Source organism: Sphingobium lignivorans (genome assembly GCF_014203955.1).
Taxonomy (GTDB): domain Bacteria; phylum Pseudomonadota; class Alphaproteobacteria; order Sphingomonadales; family Sphingomonadaceae; genus Sphingobium; species Sphingobium lignivorans.
The window spans coordinates 1,582,797-1,601,136 of the sequence record NZ_JACHKA010000001.1 but is presented as its reverse complement, the minus strand read 5'-3'; the positions used below and the strand labels follow the sequence as shown (position 1 = coordinate 1,601,136).

Annotated in this window: 18 protein-coding genes; 6 read left to right on the top strand and 12 right to left on the bottom strand. The window is 64.2% G+C overall.

Translation table 11 applies throughout. From position 1 onward, the window contains the following. Positions 1 to 179: 179 nt before the first annotated feature. Complete coding sequence (locus HNP60_RS07255) at positions 180 to 1,439, bottom strand: aspartate kinase (RefSeq protein WP_184152016.1); 1,260 nt, start codon at positions 1,437 to 1,439, stop codon at positions 180 to 182. 103 nt (positions 1,440 to 1,542) lie between these two features. Between HNP60_RS07255 and ubiG the strand changes: the two genes are divergently transcribed. Together ubiG and HNP60_RS07245 are read left to right on the top strand one after the other, a co-directional pair. Continuing rightward, positions 1,543 to 2,283: a bifunctional 2-polyprenyl-6-hydroxyphenol methylase/3-demethylubiquinol 3-O-methyltransferase UbiG gene (ubiG, locus tag HNP60_RS07250; RefSeq protein ID WP_184152013.1), complete on the top strand. Its 741-nt coding sequence runs from the start codon at positions 1,543 to 1,545 to the stop codon at positions 2,281 to 2,283. Between the two features lie 20 nt (positions 2,284 to 2,303). Further along, the gene (locus HNP60_RS07245; RefSeq protein ID WP_260394771.1) at positions 2,304 to 3,467 is read left to right on the top strand and encodes a mechanosensitive ion channel family protein; all 1,164 of its coding nucleotides are present in this window, start codon (positions 2,304 to 2,306) and stop codon (positions 3,465 to 3,467) included. Here the strand turns inward: HNP60_RS07245 and HNP60_RS07240 are convergent. The 5 genes from HNP60_RS07240 to HNP60_RS07220 all read right to left on the bottom strand — a co-directional run bounded on the left by HNP60_RS07240 (position 3,452) and on the right by HNP60_RS07220 (position 8,553). Then, the gene (locus HNP60_RS07240; RefSeq protein WP_184152010.1) at positions 3,452 to 3,826 is read right to left on the bottom strand and encodes a hypothetical protein; all 375 of its coding nucleotides are present in this window, start codon (positions 3,824 to 3,826) and stop codon (positions 3,452 to 3,454) included. The two genes, HNP60_RS07245 and HNP60_RS07240, sit on opposite strands and share 16 nt — an antisense overlap. A gap of 110 nt (positions 3,827 to 3,936) precedes the next feature. Further along, positions 3,937 to 4,932 (bottom strand): N-acetyl-D-Glu racemase DgcA, encoded by a 996-nt coding sequence (gene dgcA / locus HNP60_RS07235; protein ID WP_184152007.1) that lies wholly within the window; start codon positions 4,930 to 4,932, stop codon positions 3,937 to 3,939. A gap of 24 nt (positions 4,933 to 4,956) precedes the next feature. Further along, the gene (locus HNP60_RS07230) at positions 4,957 to 6,192 is read right to left on the bottom strand and encodes a polyhydroxyalkanoate depolymerase (protein ID WP_184152004.1); all 1,236 of its coding nucleotides are present in this window, start codon (positions 6,190 to 6,192) and stop codon (positions 4,957 to 4,959) included. A 7-nt stretch (positions 6,193 to 6,199) separates the two neighbouring features. Beyond that, a complete protein-coding gene (locus HNP60_RS07225) occupies positions 6,200 to 6,379 on the bottom strand; it encodes a hypothetical protein (protein ID WP_184152001.1) in 180 nt (59 codons plus the stop codon). 866 nt (positions 6,380 to 7,245) lie between these two features. After that, positions 7,246 to 8,553, bottom strand: coding sequence for a mechanosensitive ion channel family protein (locus HNP60_RS07220; RefSeq protein ID WP_260394770.1), 1,308 nt, complete (start codon positions 8,551 to 8,553; stop codon positions 7,246 to 7,248). A gap of 475 nt (positions 8,554 to 9,028) precedes the next feature. On the opposite strand from HNP60_RS07220, the gene HNP60_RS07215 reads away from it, so the two are divergent. Then, positions 9,029 to 10,807 carry an ABC transporter transmembrane domain-containing protein gene (locus HNP60_RS07215; RefSeq protein WP_184151997.1) on the top strand — a complete coding sequence of 593 codons (1,779 nt, stop codon included), beginning with the start codon at positions 9,029 to 9,031 and terminating at the stop codon, positions 10,805 to 10,807. A gap of 108 nt (positions 10,808 to 10,915) precedes the next feature. On the opposite strand, the gene HNP60_RS07210 is transcribed toward HNP60_RS07215, so the two are convergent. The 5 genes from HNP60_RS07210 to HNP60_RS07190 form a co-directional block, all read right to left on the bottom strand. Further along, positions 10,916 to 11,248, bottom strand: coding sequence for a PilZ domain-containing protein (locus HNP60_RS07210; protein WP_014075773.1), 333 nt, complete (start codon positions 11,246 to 11,248; stop codon positions 10,916 to 10,918). A 462-nt stretch (positions 11,249 to 11,710) separates the two neighbouring features. Further along, on the bottom strand, positions 11,711 to 12,136 hold the full coding sequence (locus tag HNP60_RS07205) for an ExbD/TolR family protein (protein WP_014075772.1): 426 nt from the start codon (positions 12,134 to 12,136) through the stop codon (positions 11,711 to 11,713). 25 nt (positions 12,137 to 12,161) lie between these two features. Further along, complete coding sequence (locus HNP60_RS07200; RefSeq protein WP_014075771.1) at positions 12,162 to 12,647, bottom strand: ExbD/TolR family protein; 486 nt, start codon at positions 12,645 to 12,647, stop codon at positions 12,162 to 12,164. A 91-nt stretch (positions 12,648 to 12,738) separates the two neighbouring features. Further along, positions 12,739 to 13,497 (bottom strand): MotA/TolQ/ExbB proton channel family protein, encoded by a 759-nt coding sequence (locus tag HNP60_RS07195; RefSeq protein WP_014075770.1) that lies wholly within the window; start codon positions 13,495 to 13,497, stop codon positions 12,739 to 12,741. Positions 13,498 to 13,575: 78 nt separating this feature from the next. Further along, complete coding sequence (locus HNP60_RS07190) at positions 13,576 to 14,232, bottom strand: energy transducer TonB (RefSeq protein WP_184049666.1); 657 nt, start codon at positions 14,230 to 14,232, stop codon at positions 13,576 to 13,578. A 345-nt stretch (positions 14,233 to 14,577) separates the two neighbouring features. Here HNP60_RS07190 and HNP60_RS07185 point away from each other — a divergent pair, with 345 nt between their 5' ends. Together HNP60_RS07185 and HNP60_RS07180 are read left to right on the top strand one after the other, a co-directional pair. Further along, the gene (locus HNP60_RS07185; protein WP_184151994.1) at positions 14,578 to 15,345 is read left to right on the top strand and encodes a hypothetical protein; all 768 of its coding nucleotides are present in this window, start codon (positions 14,578 to 14,580) and stop codon (positions 15,343 to 15,345) included. Between the two features lie 192 nt (positions 15,346 to 15,537). Beyond that, positions 15,538 to 16,848, top strand: coding sequence for a homoserine dehydrogenase (locus HNP60_RS07180; RefSeq protein WP_184049671.1), 1,311 nt, complete (start codon positions 15,538 to 15,540; stop codon positions 16,846 to 16,848). Between the two features lie 20 nt (positions 16,849 to 16,868). Here HNP60_RS07180 and HNP60_RS07175 read toward each other — a convergent pair whose 3' ends face one another. Beyond that, on the bottom strand, positions 16,869 to 17,222 hold the full coding sequence (locus HNP60_RS07175; RefSeq protein ID WP_184151991.1) for a hypothetical protein: 354 nt from the start codon (positions 17,220 to 17,222) through the stop codon (positions 16,869 to 16,871). A gap of 68 nt (positions 17,223 to 17,290) precedes the next feature. Between HNP60_RS07175 and glpX the strand changes: the two genes are divergently transcribed. Next, on the top strand, positions 17,291 to 18,277 hold the full coding sequence (glpX, locus tag HNP60_RS07170) for a class II fructose-bisphosphatase (protein ID WP_184151986.1): 987 nt from the start codon (positions 17,291 to 17,293) through the stop codon (positions 18,275 to 18,277). The last annotated feature ends 63 nt before the right edge of the window (positions 18,278 to 18,340 follow it).

Here is an 18,340-nt window from a genome sequence, read left to right as displayed (position 1 = left end):
ATCAACGGTCAAGGAAACCCCCTGTTCTCTTTCTATCCAGTGCGCTCCGGCACGCATTCTTCGCCCCACAGCGTCTTGCCGCCGGCGACGTCTCGACACAAGCCGAGCCGATACAGGCTGGTGCGTTGGCGGGCGGGGGTTTCCCGCATCCGGCATTCAGCCACAATGTCAGCGGCGGCTCAACCCGCCGGCTGATCCCCGTCCAGGCCATAAGCCGTATGCAGCACGCGGACCGCCAGTTCCGTCTCGTCCTCGTCGATCAGCACGGAGACCTTGATCTCGCTCGTCGAGATCGCCTCGATGTTGATGCCGCGATCAGCCAGCGTCTTGAACATCAGCGCGGCGACACCGGCATGGCTGCGCATGCCTACGCCCACCACGCTGATCTTCGCGACCTCCGCGTCCGTGATGATGCGCCGGAAGCCGATGCTTTCCTTGCGTGCCTCGAGGATGTCGACGCTGCGGGCAAGGTCGGCGCGCGGCACCGTGAAGGTGACGTCCGTCTCCGCATTGTCCTTGCTGTCGTTCTGGATGATCATGTCGACATTGATGCTCGCCTCGGCAAGCGGCAGGAAGATGCTGGCCACGGCGCCCGGCTTGTCGGGCACGCGGGTCACGATGATCTTGGCCTCGTTCTTGTCGTGCGCGATGCCGGTGATGAGCTGCCGTTCCATGTCGCTTTCCTCGATTTCTTCTTCGCTGACGATCATCGTGCCAGGTTCGGGATCATTGCCGGGTTGCTCGAACGAAGAGAGCACCTGCACGCGCACCTTCTCCTTCATCGCGAGCGCGACGGAGCGGGTCTGCAGCACTTTCGAGCCGACGCTCGCCAGCTCCAGCATTTCCTCATAGGTAACCTTGTTGAGCTTGCGGGCCCGGCTCACGATGCGCGGATCGGTCGTGTAGACGCCATCCACGTCCGTATAGATGTCGCATCTCTCAGCCTTCACAGCGGCCGCGATGGCGACAGCCGAGGTATCCGAGCCGCCCCGGCCGAGGGTGGAGACGCGGCCATCCGCCATCTGGCCCTGGAAGCCGGGAATCACCGCGACCTGTCCGGCTGCCATCGCCTGCAGAAGCGCCTGCGTTTCGATGTCGTCGATCCGTGCCTTGCTGTGCGCTTCCACCGTGCGGATGGGAAGCTGCCAGCCCAGCCAACTCCTGGCGTCCACGCCGATCGCCTTGAGCGTCATCGCCAGCAGGCCGGACGTGACCTGTTCGCCCGAAGCGACGACCACGTCATATTCGGCCTCGTCGTAGAGCGGGCTCGCTTCCTTGCAGAAGCCGACAAGCCGGTCCGTCTCGCCCGCCATGGCGGAAACCACGACCGCGACCTCGTTGCCAAGGCCGACCTCGTGCTTGACGCGCAGTGCGACGTTGCGGATGCGTTCCATGCCGGCCATCGACGTGCCGCCAAATTTCATCACAATTCGCGCCATGGACTTGCCGCGGACCTTTCATCGACTATCAAGGGGGCAGGAAAACAGGCGTTTTGGTTTCGCCGGCTTCGAGCCGGCGCCCTCTTAGTCAGCAGGACAGGTCATGGCAAGCGACGCGCAAGCAGGGACGATCGACCCCAGGGAAGCGGCGCATTTCGGCGCCCAGGCCGCCGACTGGTGGGATCCCGAAGGTGGCAGCGCCATGCTGCACAAGCTCGGTCCGGCCCGGCTGGGCTATATTCGGGAGGCGATCGACCGGCATTGGCATGGCGACAGCGCAACACTGCGGCCCCTTGCCGGCAAGCGCGCGCTGGACATCGGCTGCGGCGCCGGCCTCGTCGCCGAACCGCTCGCACGTATGGGCGCAGCGGTCACGGCAATCGACGCGGCGCCGGAAAACATCGCCGTTGCCCGCGCGCATGCCGATGCCATGGGCCTCGCCATCGACTATCGGGCCTGTGGCGTCGAGACGCTCGCCGAGCCGCGCTATGATCTCATCACCACGCTCGAAGTCATCGAGCATGTCAGCGACCCGGCCCTCTTCCTGGCCGCCATCGCGCGCCTGCTCAAGCCCGATGGCCTGCTGATTCTCTCGACGCCCAATCGCACGCCCCTCTCCCGCCTGCTCATCGTTTCACTGGCGGAAGGACTGGGCACCATCCCCCGGGGCACGCATGACTGGTCGCGGTTTATCACGCCCGACGAGATGGAAACCCAGCTCGCGGCGCAGGGGCTGCAGGTCGTGGACCGCAAGGGCTTGCTCGCCGATCCCCGATACGGCTTCGTTTTGAGCGACAATCTGGCACTGAATTACATTCTGGCGATTACCCAGATTCCAGCCTGATAATTCGGGATATCGCCACCATGTCCGCTTCCTCTCCAGCGTCCGCCCGAAATCCCGTCGATACGATGGACCAGGCATGGGACTGGGTATCGCTCAACTGGAGCGAGATTCTCATCGCGTCGGCGGCCGGGCTGGTTATCTATCTGCTGCTTGGGCTGCTGAAAGGCCTGCTCATCCGCATCTTCGCGCGCGGTGCCAAGAGCGCGCCTTTCATGAGTGTTCTTGAAGAAGCGGCGGCGCGCACGGGCCATGTCTTCATGCTGCTCGTCGCGGCGCGTCTGGTGGTGGGTTATGCCGATCCGCCCCCGACGCTGTTCCGGACGATAGGCTTCCTCTTCACTGTCGTGACCGCGTGGCAGGTCGCGATCTGGGTGCGCCAGATCGTCCTGGGCCTGATCCGCCTTCGCTCGAACCCGGAGATGGGCGGCAGTGAGGCCCTTGCCAATGCCTCCGGCCTCATCAAGGTGCTCGTCTCGGTGGCGGTCTTCGCCGTTGCGATCATCGTGGTGCTGGACAATCTCGGCGTCAACGTGACCGGCCTTGTCGCAGGCCTGGGCATCGGCGGTATCGCCATCGGCCTTGCCGCGCAGGGCATTTTCTCGGATCTCTTCGCCTCGCTCTCGATCATCTTCGACCAGCCCTTCAAGGTGGGCGATGCCATCAACTTCGGCAGCCAGACAGCCACGGTGGAGCGCATCGGCCTCAAGTCCACCCGGCTGCGCGCCGTCACCGGCGAACGGATCGTGGTTTCCAATGCCCAGTTGCTGGGCAAGGAAATCACCGCTTATTCCGGTCTTGACCGTCGGCGCTTGAAATTTGCCGTCGGCGTCATTTACCAAACCGCACCAGAGGTCGCAGAGGGTATCCCCGTCCTCATGCGCGAACTGGTCGAAGCCAATGGCGGCGTCTTCGTGCGCGCGGGCTTCATCGGCTTCGGCGCCAGCTCACTGGATTTCGAAGTCGAGTTCGATGTGTTTTCGACGGACTGGGACGAGATCTACGGCATCCGGCACCGGATCGGGCTCGCCATCCTGCGGCGCTTCAATGAAGGCGGGGTCGAGTTCGCTTATCCGACGCAGACGACCTTCACGGCGGCTCCGGACGGCCGCATGATCATGCCTTATCCCGCCGACTGGGGCGGAACCGCCCCGCCGGTTCAGACCTCGCCTCAGGCGACGTCCTGATAATAGTCCGCCCAGATGTGCGCCTGCTTGCGCTCGATCCGCGTCAACGCGACGATGGCGACCAGGATGGAGAGCGCGGTCAGCGTCATGAAAACCGGCCAGACGGGTAGAGGCGAGGTAAAGAGGCTGATGACGGCGCTGGCGCCGATGAACGGTACCACTGCGCAGCTCGCAAGCGCCGCGGCGCGCCGCGCCTTCTTCCGCTTGGGAGCCCTGCGCCAGAAATAGACGCTCATCAGGACGCCGATGATCGCGGGCGGAAGGTGAAACCAGGCAAAGGGCATTCTCCAGAGATAATAGCCGCAGATGCCCAGGGTGGCAGCAACGAGCAGCAGCGCGAGAATTCGTGCAAAGCGCACGCAACATCTCCTCAGATATGACCAAAGGGTCCGGTTCCATGCCCCAAATTCCGGATCAGCCATTCGAGTGACCGATCAGGATGACTTAAGTCAAGCTGGTAAATCTTTAATTATTGTCCCGTCCCCCACAAACGGCCCGGCTGGAGCATTCCGTCCGAAACGATCAATCCTTCGTCGCGATCCCGCGCCAGCAGCAGCGCGCCATCCAGATCGACCCAGCTCGCTGATCCCGCCAGCAGAAAGGCCGGCGCGATGCCCAGCGAGGTGCCCAGCATGCAGCCGACCATGACGTGCTGGCCATGGTCGCGCGCGGCCTTTGCCATCGCCAGCGCTTCCGTCAGGCCTCCGCCCTTGTCCAGCTTGATGTTGATGGCCTGATAAGCACCCAGACCCTCGATATCGGCAAGGCTCTGGCAGCTCTCGTCGGCGCAAATCGGCACCGCCAGCGAAAGCCCCGCCAAGGCGGAATCATGTTCCGCCGGCAGGGGCTGTTCAATCAGCGATACATCCCGGTCGGCGAGCGCCCGGGCCTGCACCGCAATGTCCATTCCGGCCCAGCTCTCATTGGCATCAACGATGAGATCGGCATCCGGCGCGCCTTGCCGCACCGCCTCGATGCGCGCCAGATCACCCTCGCCGGTCAGCTTGCATTTGAGCAGCGAGAAGCCCCGTGCCGCGGCGCGTGCCGCTGCCGCGGCCATGACGTCGGGTTCGTCGAGACTGATGGTGAAGGCCGTGCGCACTGGCGAAGGCTCAGGAAGCCCCGCAAGCTGCCACACCGGCGCGCCCTCGCGCCGCGTCTCGATGTCCCATAGCGCGCAATCCAGCGCATTGCGCGCTGCGCCCGGCGGCATCAGCCCTCGCAGTGCGTGGCGATCGAACGCGGCCGGATCGGTGGCAACCGCACGGATCGCATCGGCGCAACCCTGCGCGGTCTCCCCATGATAATAGATTGCCGTGCCTTCCCCCCGGCCGGTTCGGACCCCGTCGGTGACGGTACAGACGACGACATCGACGAACGTCTTGGCGCCCCGGCTGATGGTGAATGCACCGGCGACGGGAAAACGCTCCACGGCCACCGAATGAAGCCGGATCGCGCCCGTCATGCCCTTTGTCTCACGGCCCTCACCTCAGTTGCGCGTCGACCGATCATGCTGCGCGATCCACGCTTCCACCACGGGTGCGATGCGATTGCGCCATTTCGAGCCATTGAAGATGCCATAATGGCCAACATCCCTGGCGAGATAATATTGCTTCATCGCGTCAGGCAGATTGGGCGTGATGTGGAGGGCCGCTTCAGTCTGGCCGATGCCGGAGATATCGTCATTCTCGCCTTCCACGGCCAGCAGGGCGATGTCCCGAATCGCGCCGGTATCCACGACGGCACCGCGATGCATGAACTCGCCCTTGGGCAGGCTGTGCTTCTTGAACACCTCGTTGACGGTCTGGAGATAGAATTCCGCCGTCATGTCGCACACCGAGCGATATTCGTCATAGAAGCGCTTGGTCGCCTCGGCGCTTTCCTCGTCACCTTTCACCAGATGCCGGAACATCTGCCAGTGGCTCATCAGGTGATTGCCGAGATTCATCGACATGAAGCCGGCAAGCTGCATGAAGCCCGGATAGACTTTCCGCCCGGCGCCCGGATAGCTGAAGGGCACCGTGGCCACCACATTCTGCCGGAACCAGCTCAGCGGCCGCTCCTGCGCGAGCTCATTGACTGCCGTCGGCCCCTGGCGCGTGTCGATGGGGCCACCCATCATGGTGAGCGTGCGCGGCCGGGCCGGATGATCCGCAGCGGACATGAGGCTCGCGGCGGCGAGACAGGGCACGGACGGCTGGCAGACAGCCAGCATGTGCGCGCCCGGTCCGATATGGTCGAGCCAGTCGATCAGATAGTCGACATAATCATCGAGATCGAAACCGCCTTGGGACAGCGGCACGTTGCGTGCGTCCCGCCAATCGGTGATGTAGACGTCATGCGCAGGCATGAGGCGTGCCACCGTGCCCCGCAGCAAAGTCGCGAAATGGCCGGACATGGGCGCGACGATCAGCACCTTGGGACTGCCCGTCTCATGCCCTTCGCGGATGAAATGCTTGAGCTGGCCGAAGGTCTTGCGTGCCTCGACGACCTCGCGCACCGGGACGGTCTTGCCGTTCACCTCCGTGGTGGGGAGATCGAAGGCCGGCTTGCCGCGCGGCGCTGCCGCATGAGCGAAGACATCCAGGGCGGACGCGAGCATCGGGCCCCCGCCGAAATAGGCGAAGGGATTGGCCGGATTCTGCAACAGCTCGACACTGGCTGTCGCCATGGCGCTTGCGCTGGCCAGCAGGCTGCGCTGAATCTCATAAGCATTGTAGAGCATGTATGTCCTAGCCTTTTGCCCAACCATATAGGGCAAGGGAACCGCTGTTGCGATGCAGTAAAACCGGCTTCCACGAATATGCCGTTAAGAATCCTTTTGTCGGCTCGATCCCCATGTCTTGCATATAATCGAGACCGACGCAGATGCAAAAGAAGAGCGCCGGAATCCCGCCCGCATCAGAGGTCATCCCGGCACCGATAGCCTAGGGGGGAGCACTGACAAATTTCGAGCCGAAACCCGCCTCGGATCGCGGGAAGATCGCGACCGGGAAATCGGGGGATGGCCCTCCCCTGCGAAGGCGCCGTTCGAGGGCTGGGCCGATTCGCGGAGCCGTGGCGGGCCGGTGCCGATGAGGACGAGAGGGGGAGCACGGACAACGCGCCGCACGACGGTCCACCCATGCCGGGCCAACAGGGCGGGGCGGTCTGGAAGTTTACGAAGATGACGACCCGTCCGTGTCATCTTCCGCTTCCGTGACCTTTGCGGCCATGCCGATGCGGCGAACGCCGAGCCCGTCCCGGCAAGCCTGCGCCGCCGGACCGGACGATGAAAGTCCTCCCATGAGAATGCGACGAGAGCCATGCATCATCCTGTCTCCTGCAATGGAAGAGGCGTCCGGCAGGGCTGCCATGGCGGAGGGGGTGTAGGACAGCCGAAAAAGGGGGGCTGATTGGGGTGATGCCGCGAAAGCACGCAGCGAATATCCGCCCGCGATGCCCCGCCCCTCGGGCGCGTTCGGGGGCCATTCCCCGCAGGCGGAGAAGGCCTGGGGCGGCGTGGACGAACTCGATGGCTTGCGAAAGGGCGGCTGTCCGGGATTTTCCGCCAGGAGCAGCCTGTCGGAACTCGACCAACTTCAGGCGTCCAACCCATAGCCTACGCGCGTCAGCTCCACCGAAGCAGTCGTCGGGACGGCAAAATTCGCTTATTGCCACTCGATCATAACTTGATGCAGACCGGACGACGTCGCCGATGTCTGCGCAAGAAGAAGAGGATATCGGAGGATGCCCGCATGCTCGTCCGCGTGCACTGCGCTGCATGATCTTCGCCGCGCTATCCGGTCGGGTCCGGGACATCAGGCCGCTGCGGATCTGATGTCGTCACCTGCTCCACAAGCGGCGTGCGAAAGCGTAGATCGCGTTGAGGCACCGGCATGGTGACGCCATGTTCCTTGAACAGATCCCAGATGCGAAAGAACACGTCGCTTGTGACGTTACCGACCCCTGACTCGGGACTGTCGATCCAGATCCGCAGATCGAATTCCACTCCGTTATCGCCGAACGCCTTGATCCAGCATACGGGCGCCGGCTCTTTAAGCACGCGTGGCGAGATGGACGCAGCGTCAACCGCGAGCCGCTGCGCGAGCCGTAGATCGCAGTCAAACGAGACACGAAAACCGACATGAACCCTGACGTCCCGGCTTGAGAACGACCAGTTCTCGACCTGCTCGGTCATCAGCAGTTCGTTCGGGATCAGGTGTTCCTTGCCATCACGAGTCAAGACCGAGACGGCCCGCACCCCGATCTTGTTGACCCACCCGAAAGTGTCTCCGACTGCGATGACGTCACCTGGTTTAATCGATCGATCAAGCAGCAGGATGAGGCCAGCGATGAGATTCCCCAGCGTCTTTTGCAGCCCGAAGCCCACAGCGAGACCGAACGCACCCGAGAACACCGCCAGCGCCGTCAGGTCGATGCCGAGAAGGTCAATGCCGAGGAAAATGGCGACCGTGACAACCGCGATCTGAGCGAGCTTCTGGAACAGCACGCGTTGCGCGGCATCCAGAAGACTGACCTGTCCGATCCAGCGCAGAGCCCAGCGCAGGAGTGCGCGTGCTGCCACGAACAGCAGGAGAGACAACCCCACGGTATTGACGATGTCGAGCAGCGAGATACGCCGCGCGCCGATCCTGATGCTGGCGCCGTCCAGTCCCTCAAGGAGCGGAGCCAGACCACCCAGTCGGCTCGCCAACACGATGAACAGGGCTGTAGTGGCAATCAGGATGCCAGGTCCGCTTCCTACTCCCAACAACCTGCAAATTCCGTACACCAGCGCGGCAACTGCGATCCCGAGGCCAGCGGCAAGGAGAAGATCGGCAGCCGGTCCCATTCCACCGATGCCGAGGAAAGCCGTCAAGACGAGCGCGGTTACCCCAGCTCGCGTCAGCGGCGCCAGCCGAGATGCGATGCCTGACGCATGCTTGGGAGCAAGGGCCGGGAGGACATATCGGCAAGCAAGGCGGGCTGCGATTAACCCCAGCAACAGCGCGGTGCCAAGGATCGCTGCCGCAGCTATCAGATCATGGAACGGCATTGCCGACCATCGATCCATGTAGGTCTGCCACCACTCGCTATGATCCAACACAATCTCCAATGGACGCAAGTCACAGCCGTTCGCCAAAACCCGAACACTGGCTATCGTGCCTTCGAGCGCCGGTCAGCCCCCAAATTTGAAGCGCCGGCTGGGTTGGACAAGGAAATGATCTAACGCGGGTCGCACCGGAATTGGAATGCATAGGTGTTGAGATGTAATCGGTCCGGACTTGCTCCTTCCCCGAAATACAGTTCGTCCTCGCGCGAACGGCCGCTTCATCGGAAACCGGTCATTCGCTATCGTCCGCCTGAACGACGGCTCCGTCCCATTTTCGCCGGAAACCGCCGGATGGCTTCCCACCCCTATTCAGCCATGGCGTTGGCTATCAACGCAACCAGATAGCGGACTCCCTGTCAGGCCCGGATTGGTCCACATCGCCCAATCCGCCCGACACAGGAAAAACGCCGGACGAATGCCCCACAGAGCATTTTCACTGGCGAGCAAAATCGTCTAGGGCGCCGCCATGGCTTCCAATCGATCCGACGACGCGCCTCGTGGCGCCAGCCTGGGCAGCCTGCGGCTGATCTGGCGCATGGCATTGAACTATCCGGGCCGCCTTGTCGGCGCTGCCCTTTCCCTCATGATGGCATCGGCCGCGACGCTGGCCATTCCGAGCGGCTTCAAGCTGGTCATCGACCGGGGGTTCGCGGCCGGGACCGGCAGCGACATCGGCCGCTGGTTCCAATATCTGCTGGTCATCGTGGTGGTGCTGGCGCTGGCCACGGCGCTGCGTTTCTACTTCGTCTCATGGCTCGGCGAGCGCGTGGTCGCGGACATGCGGATCGCCGCACAGCGCAACCTGCTGAGGATGGAGCCAGCCTTCTTCGAGCAGAACCGGCCATCCGAAATCGCGTCGCGCATGACGGCGGACACGGCGATCATCGAGCAGGTCGTCGGCTCGACGGTTTCGGTGGCCCTGCGCAACGTGCTCACCGGCTTGGGCGGGATCATCTATCTCTTCACGCTCGCACCACGCCTCACGGCCATGCTGCTGTTCGGCATCCCGCTCGTGCTGGGGCCGGTGATCTTCATCGGCCGCCGCCTGCGCAACCTGTCGCGCGCGAGTCAGGACCGTCTGGCCGCGGTCGGCAGCATCACGACCGAAGTGCTCGGCGCCATGAAGATCGTGCAGGCCTTCGTGCAGGAGCGCCGGGAGGAAGCCCGGTTCGGCCAGGCCGTCGAGGAGGGGTTCGCCACGGCGCGGCGGCGGATCGTCGCCCGGGCCTTCATGACCGCCACGATCATCCTCGTCATTTTTGGCTCGATCACCATGATCATGTGGCAAGGCGCGCTTGATGTGGTCTCTGGACGGCTCTCGGGCGGCAGCATCGCTGCCTTCGTCATCACCGGCGGTCTGGTGGCAGGCGCTTTCGGCGCCCTGACGGAAGTCTATGGCGATCTGCTGCGCGGCGCGGGCGCCGCAGCCCGGCTGAGCGAGCTGACGAGCGCGACGCCCTCCATCCGGCCACCGGCCGCGCCGGTCGCCATACCGGATGCCCGGCAGGCCCATCTGCGCTTCGAGAATGTCTCCTTCCGCTACCCGACACGGCCCGACAGCCTGGCGCTCGAGAATTTCTCGCTGGATGTGAGGCCGGGCGAGACGATCGCCATCGTCGGCCCCTCTGGCGCGGGCAAGTCCACGATCCTGCAGCTTGTCGAGCGCTTCTATGATCCCGTCGGCGGGCAGATCCTGCTCAACGGCGTCGATCTGCGCACAGCCGATCCGGCCGATATCCGCGCCATGATCGCACTTGTGCCGCAGGAGACGGTGATGTTTGCCGCCAGCGCGCGCGACAATCTGCGTTACGGGCGCTGGGACGCCACCGATGATGACCTTCTCGCCGCCGCACGCGCGGCCAATGCCGAGGATTTCCTGCTTGGTCTGCCCCAGGGCCTCGACACCGAGCTTGGCGAGGGCGGCGCACGGCTCTCCGGTGGCCAGCGCCAACGTCTCGCCATTGCCCGCGCGCTGCTGCGCGATGCGCCGCTCCTCCTGCTGGACGAGGCGACTTCCGCGCTGGATGCCGAATCGGAGCGGCTGGTCCAGGATGCCCTTGGCCAGCTCATGCGCGGTCGGACGACCATCGTCATAGCCCATCGTCTCGCGACCGTGCGTGCCGCCGACCGGATTGTCGTGATGGATCAGGGCCGGATCGTGGAAATCGGCAATCATGCCGAGCTCAGCGCGCGCAATGGCTTGTACGCGCGCCTCGCTGCGCTGCAATTCGCCGAACCGGCCTGAGCGCAGGGGCGATCCGCCGGGACAAGCACCCGCACATGCGCAGGGCATCGTCGGACAGGCCATTTACGTCGTCCGGGGGGATATCGACCAGCCCTGCGTCCGCCGGTGTCAGCCCCGGGCGCCGGGATCCGACATGCGCACGATATGATCGAAGATCGCGGGATGAAGCGGGTTCTCAAACTCGCAGCCGGCTTCATGATTGGCCGTCCAGGCGACCAGCGCCTTGCGCCCCTCGAAGCCGGGGAACATCACCCAAACCTCCATGCCGACACGCAGCTTCACGAAGCTCAGCAGGCGAAAGCCCCCCAGCGACATGTCCGTGATCCGGCTCTTGAACCAGCTTTCGCCCTTGCGGCGCACACGCACGCCAATGAGCACCGTCTGGCGGTCCTGCAGGCGTGAGACATAATGTTGGTCAGAAGGTTCCTGAAGCGCGCCCATATCGTTCTTGCTCGCCTTTGAAAGCAAAGGATAAGGCGCGGCACATTACCAATATCCTAACGTCCCTGCGCCCGAGCCTGAGCTCTTTCGCTGCGCAGGCCAAGTGCCATGGTGGTAATGGTATTTCCAGTCCAGGTGCCTTTGCAGGGACGCTGCGCGATTCTATCCGGTTTTGCGCGGTCCTGTCCGGTCGAGGCGCGGCGCATTCCTCCGACCGAACGCCACCGGGCGAAGCAAGCCGGCAAAGCAGCGCCCCCTGGGGGCAGAATGCCGCAACCCTGCCATCGCGGTGAAGGCACCATCCGGTATGTGGAAGTCGAGCCCAGCCCGGAGCTTTATCGCTTCCTGCCGGCATCGGATCCTGGCCGGCGCTCGGCCGTCACCAAAAAAGAAAGGGGGCCAAAGCCCCCTCTCCCTGACTGGTTGCTGAAACGGAAAGCCTGGGGCTCCGCTCCGCTTTGATCAGAACACGCCGCCGTAGCGCTCGTTCCCGACGAAACCCAGCTTCGTAACCTTCGCGCGCTTGATGGCGGCGAGCACCTCGTCGACAACCACATAGCGGGCCGACTGGTCGGGCTCGAACTGAAGTTCCGGCTCCGGCGCCATCGCCGCAGTCTGCTCCAGATACTGGCGCAGCAGGACCCGGTCGATCGGGCTGCCATTCCAGTAGATCACGCCGGCAGGGTCGATCGTCAGACGGTTCTTGACCGGATCGATCGCATTCTGCGGCGCGTCGGCGTTCTGCGGCAGGTCGATCTTCACCGCGTGGGTCTGGATGGGGATGGTGATGATGAACATGATGAGGAGAACGAGCATGACGTCGATCAACGGCGTCGTGTTCATTTCCATCATCGGTTCGCCGTCGTCGCGGCCACCGCTCATTGCCATGGGACTGGTCTCCTAAATCTGGGCGTCAGAGGCGACGGACGGTAATCGAACCCGGCTCAGGCTCGGAAATGAACCCGACCCTGGGATAGCCAGCACGCTGCATGGTGAAGATCGTTCCGCCAATGCAACGATAAGGCGTATCGACGTCCGCACGAATATGCGCCTCGGGGAGATCCTCGGGGCTCATGTTCTCAACGCCACCGGCGTTCTCGATGTCCTTCTTGAGCTTGTCCACTGCGCGGTTGAGCAGGTCGCCCGCGTTGACCTTCGTCATGTTCCAGTAGACTTCGCAATTGCCATCCACGGCCCGGACGGTCAGCGACACGTTTTCCGGCTTGGTCGTGGTGGGTTCGAAGGCGATCTTCGGGAGATTAACCTCAACTGTCTGGATCACGACCGGAACCGCGATCAGAAAGATGATGAGGAGCACCAGCATGACGTCCACAAGGGGCGTCGTATTGATGTCCGACATTGGGGCGTCGTCACCGCCACCCCCAGCACTCATTGCCATCGATCATAATCCTACTTCTGGGCCGTAGCCATAAGCGTCTCGATGTCAGGCGGCACGGTCGGTTTCAGCCGGCCGTGCCGTTCTGAAGCGATCAGGCCTTGGCAGCAGCCGGCTTGGCGACCGGAGCGGCGGCCGGCGCGGCGAGAGCCGCCGGACGGACGGCGCCGCCCGAAACCATATAGCCGAGCAGGTCGTTGTTGAAGCCGCTCAGATCCTCGGCAATCGACTTGTTGCGGCGCTGCAGCCAGTTGTAGGCAAGCACGGCCGGAACGGCCACAGCCAGACCCAGCGCGGTCATGATGAGCGCCTCACCGACCGGACCGGCGACGGCGTCGATCGATGCCTGACCCGACGCGCCGATCTTGATGAGCGCGCGGTAGATGCCGATAACCGTACCGAACAGACCGATGAACGGCGCGGTGGCGCCGACGGTGGCGAGGAATGCCAGACCGCCGCCGAGCTTAGAGTTGATCGCCGCTTCTGAGCGGGCGAGCGATGCGTGCATCCAGTCATGTGCCTCGACCGGATCGGTCAGCTTGCCATGCTGCTCCTGCGCCAGGATGCCGTCATCGACGAGCTGCTTGTAGGCGCTGTTCTTCTCAAGCTTGGCGGAGCCTTCCTTCAGCGAAGGCGCGCGCCAGAAGACCGTGCGGATCTTCTTGGCCTGGTTGATCACCTTCTGCTGCTCGATCAGCTTCGAGAACAGGATGAAGAACGAGAAGACCGACATGCCGCACAGGATCAGGAAGACCGTCCATGCGATGACACCACCCTGCTCGAGGGCCTCCATGAGGCCGTAAGGGTTGGCGGAAGCAGCCGGCGCGGCCGCGGCGGAGAGTTGGATGAACATTCGTTTGTTTCCTCTTCAGAACCAGTCAGTGAAGTGGCCGTCCTTCGCCCCAGTCCGGGACGGCCGGAAAATTCAGGATCAATCAGGCAGACGCCAGACCACGCGACGGCGATCCTTCGTCCGGATCGGGTTACCCGCCTGATCGAGTGCCGGCGAATAACGGCCGCGACGCACGATCAGACTGCAGGCAGCCTCGTCGAGATCGCGGTTACCGCTTGACGAGGTCACGCGGCAATTTTCGACGCGTCCCTGCTCGTTGATATCCCATTCGATGGCGACGGTACCCTGAGCCTCGTCACGCAGAGCGCGCGAAGGATAGTCGTCGTTCGTGATCCAGCTGGCGGGATTGCCACGGGCGCCTGCAGCCTTGCTGACCACGGGCGGCGGCGGCGGAGCCGGCGGCGCGGGCGGAGCAGGTGGCGGCGGAACCGGCGGCGGAGGCGGCGCAAGAATCGGCGCCTGGGAAGGCAGCGAGATCACTGGCGGCGGCGCCGAAGGTGGCGGCGGAGGCGGCGGCGGCATGTCCGGCGGCGGAGGCGGCGGTGGCGGCGGCTCCTCCTCGGGTGGCGGCGGCTCCTCAGCCACATCGATGACGTTCAGCTGTTCTGCAGCTTTCTTGACATATTGGATGCCAAGACCCGTCACAAATGCATAGCCGAGGATCACGTGAATGATCGCAACGACTACGATGGATATCGTCCGACTGGACGATTGTGAGTGGTCAGCATAGGCCATTCAGCAACGAAACTCCTTAGCTCTAAAGCGGCACTCTTGATCCAGAATGGCGAATCAGCGCACCGTTAACAACACTACGCCGTCCGCGCGATTCTGGTCGCCCGGTCTCCGTTTCCGGCTTTGTCCTATCGCGGCAAATCGCGGGAGGCAAACGCTTTGTTGACAGTGCACCAATGGCTCTGATTGCCTATCATCCCATGCTTGGACACGCCTCCGGAGAATCATCTTATGCCGAACAGGATTGACAGGAACGCGGGTCGCCGAAGCCGCTTTGGCAGTGCCCTGCCCGTGGCGCTTTTCTGCGCTGGCCTGGCCTTGCCGAGCCCCGGTCAAGCGGCAGAGGAAATGACTGCGCCCGCCGCGCCATCGATGAGCTTTGCGCGCGTTGCCGATCTTGTCCTCGCCTCCCCCGCCATTGCCCGCGTTCAGGTGAAATCGGTGATCGCATTGCCCCCGGAACGCGCGCCCGATCTCGGCGCGGGGCGCACCCGTTTTTACGTTGAGGCCGACACCATGGGGCTGATTCGGGGGGAAAGCGTCATTGCCCGCAAGGTTTCCTTCCTGATCGACGGTCCCACTTCGAAAGCGAAGAAGCCCGGCCTGAAGGGCCGCACGCTGCTCATCTTCGGCAAGGTCGGCTCCCGCATCGACCAGTTCCAGCTGACGTCGAGCACGGCCGTGACGGAGTGGTCCGCCGCCAACGAAGCGCTGGTGCGCAAGGTGATCGCCGAGGCCATGGCCCCGGATGCGCCACCCGCGATCACCGGAATCAGCTCCGCCTTCCACGTCACCGGCACGATCCTCGGCGAAGGGGAGACCCAGATTTTCCTCGAGACGGCCAATGGCAGCCCCATTTCCCTCTCGGTCATTCGCCGGCCCGACGAGAAACCGCATTTCAGCGCCTCTCTTGGGGAGGTCGTGGATGAGGCGGCATCGCTGCCGGAGCCCGATACGATGCTCTGGTATCGTCTCGCCTGCGGATTGCCCGAGCAATTGCCCGCCCGCCCCCTGCGCGGACTGGATCGCACGGAAACGCAGGCCGCCTCGCGGGACTATGCCGCATTCCGCGGCGCCCTCGCGCCTTGCGAAAGGACCGCCCAGCCGGTGATCTGAGGGAGAGGAATAGCGCCCCTCCCCCGGCCGAACTCGCCCCGGACATCGGGACGCCGGGGGCGCTTTACGCGCCCGGAGCAGACCCGACGGTGCGGTTACACAGCCGGATCAAGAAAGTTGGTTCTGATTTTCCACAGTCGCCATTAAGAGCGCCCTCAACGCGCGCCGCGCATCTCACAGGAACAAGCACTCATGAACACCACCGCCCCGCTTCGCCTCGCCATCATCGGTCTTGGAACGGTGGGCGCGGGGGTCATTCGCCTGCTGGAAGCCAATCGGGAGCTGGTCGCGCGACGTGCCGGTCGGCCGATCGAGGTCGTCGCCATCTCGGCGCGAGATCGCAACAAGGATCGCGGCGTCGATCTCTCGCGCTACGAGTGGGTGGACGACATGAGCACGCTGGCCGGGCGAGACGACATCGACACCGTCGTCGAGCTCATCGGCGGCTCGGATGGCCCGGCTCTCACCCTGGCACGCCAGTGCCTTGGCCAGGGCAAGCCTTTCGTGACCGCCAATAAGGCGATGATCGCGCATCACGGGCTCGATCTCGCCCGCGAAGCGGAGCGGACGGGCGTGGCGCTCAAATATGAAGCAGCGGTCGCGGGCGGCGTGCCGGTCATCAAGGGCCTGCGGGAAGGGGCTGCGGCCAACCGGATCATGCGGGTCTACGGCATTCTCAACGGCACCTGCAATTACATCCTCTCGACCATGGAGCGGGATGGCAGCGCCTTTGCCGATGTGCTGGAGGAGGCACAGGCGAAAGGCTATGCCGAGGCGGACCCGACCTTCGACATCGACGGCATCGACGCCGCGCACAAGCTGTCGATCCTCGCCAGCCTGTCCTTCGGCACGGAAATCGATTTCCCCTCCGTGGACATCACCGGCATCCGCCATGTGCTCGCCGCCGATATCCGGGAAGCTGCGGCACTCGGTTATCGCGTGCGCCTGATCGCCATGGCCGAGTGCGAGGAGGATGGCGGCGAGAATGTCGGCCTTTTCCAGCGCGTCCATCCGATGCTGGTGCCGGTCGATCACCCGCTCGCGCATGTCGACGGGGCGCTCAACGCCGTGGTGGCGGAAGGCAATTTCGTCGGCCGCCTCTTCTTCCAGGGCGCCGGCGCCGGGGAAGGTCCCACGGCTTCGGCCGTGGTGGCGGACGTCATCGATGTCGCGCGCGATGAATATGGCCCGGCCTTCGCCATGCCGGCCGAATGGCTGCAAAGGCAGGTCAAGGCCGATGGCGGCGCGCGGATCGGCCGCGCTTATCTGCGCTTCCTGGTGCAGGACCGCCCGGGCGTGCTCGCCGAGATCACAGCGGCGATGCGCGACGCCGATGTGTCCATCGAGAGCGTCATCCAGCGCCCCGCCAGCGACGACGATGCCGTCCTGGTGGCCATTGTCACCCATGCCGGCGCCCTGTCGTGCATCGAGGATGTGCTGGAGCGCCTGGGTGGATCGGACAGCCTGATGGGCGAGCCGATGGTGATGCACATTCTGGATTGAGCGCCTGCGATGCCGCGACTTCAGTAGCCCGTCTTCACAACCGTGAGACCCTTGTTGCAAATAGGCGGATCGCCCGACACGATGGAACATCCCCCCTGCTTGACCGGCGCGGCGGATGCGCGCGGCGCTTCCCCCGGCACCGTGGAAGCGGTGTCCCGCTCCGGGAGAAGCGGCAGGCGGAAGCGCGCACCGGCCTCTTCCTCGGGCCGGGCGCAGACCACGATCTCGCCCGGACGACCCACCGGGCAGGGCTTGAATATCTTCGTCCGCGCCTCGTAGCGCTTCATCATCTCGGCCGAGCGCTCATCCTCCGGACCGCCTTGCGCGCGGCAGGCCGAGGCGGCAAGCGCGGTCAATGCCAGCAGGAATGCCATTCGCATTATCGACATTGCAACAAAGCTCGCCTATCGGAAGCGCCTCAACTGACAAAGGAAGCCATGGGATGGGGAAGTCAAGTTCCGTCGAAGCCAGTTCCGTTCTCGATCGCGTTCTCGTGCTGGAAATGGTGCGCGTGACCGAGGCTGCGGCCATCGCTGCATCGAAGCTGGTGGGCCGGGGCGACGAGAAGGCCGCCGATGCCGCCGCCGTGGAAGCGATGCGCAAGGCCTTCGACAATCTCTACATGGATGGCACGGTGGTGATCGGTGAAGGCGAGCGCGACGAGGCGCCCATGCTGTTCATTGGCGAGAAGGTCGGCGGCGCGCCGGGCCGTGGCCCCAAGATCGATATCGCGCTCGATCCGCTGGAGGGCACGACCATTACGGCCAAGGCCGGTCCGAATGCGCTCGCGGTGCTCGCCGCTGCCGAGGAAGGCAATCTCCTCAATGCGCCCGATGTCTACATGGAGAAGCTCGCGGTCGGGCCCGGCTATCCGCCCGGCGTCATCGATCTCGCGAAGACCCCGACCGAGAATGTCGAGGCCGTCGCCCGCGCCAAGGGCGTCGCGCCGTCGGATATCATCGTGTGCGTGCTGGATCGCCCCCGGCACGAGAAGCTCATCGCCGAGCTGCGCGCCATTGGCTGCGGCGTGGTGCTGATCGGCGATGGCGACGTGGCCGGCGTCATCGCCACGACCAATCCGGAAACCACCATCGACATGTACATGGGTTCGGGCGGCGCGCCGGAAGGTGTGCTGGCCTGCGCCGCGCTCCGCTGCGTCGGCGGCCAGTTCAACGGCAAGCTGCTGTTCCGCAACGATGACGAGCGCGCCCGCGCCCGCAAGTGGGGCATCGATGATCTCGACCGGATCTACAAGCTCGAGGATCTCGCCAAGGGCGACTGCATCTTCGCGGCGACGGGCGTGACCGACGGCTCCCTGCTCGATGGCGTGAAGCGTCTCGCCACGGGCAAGATGACGACTCACAGCGTCGTCATGCGGGCGTCGTCCGGCACGGTGCGCTGGGTGAAGGGCGAACACCGCATCAAGTGAGAAATATGGGGCGGCCGCGCGCCGCCCCTCCTTCCTGTCGAGCTCGGGAGGAAACGGGTGGAC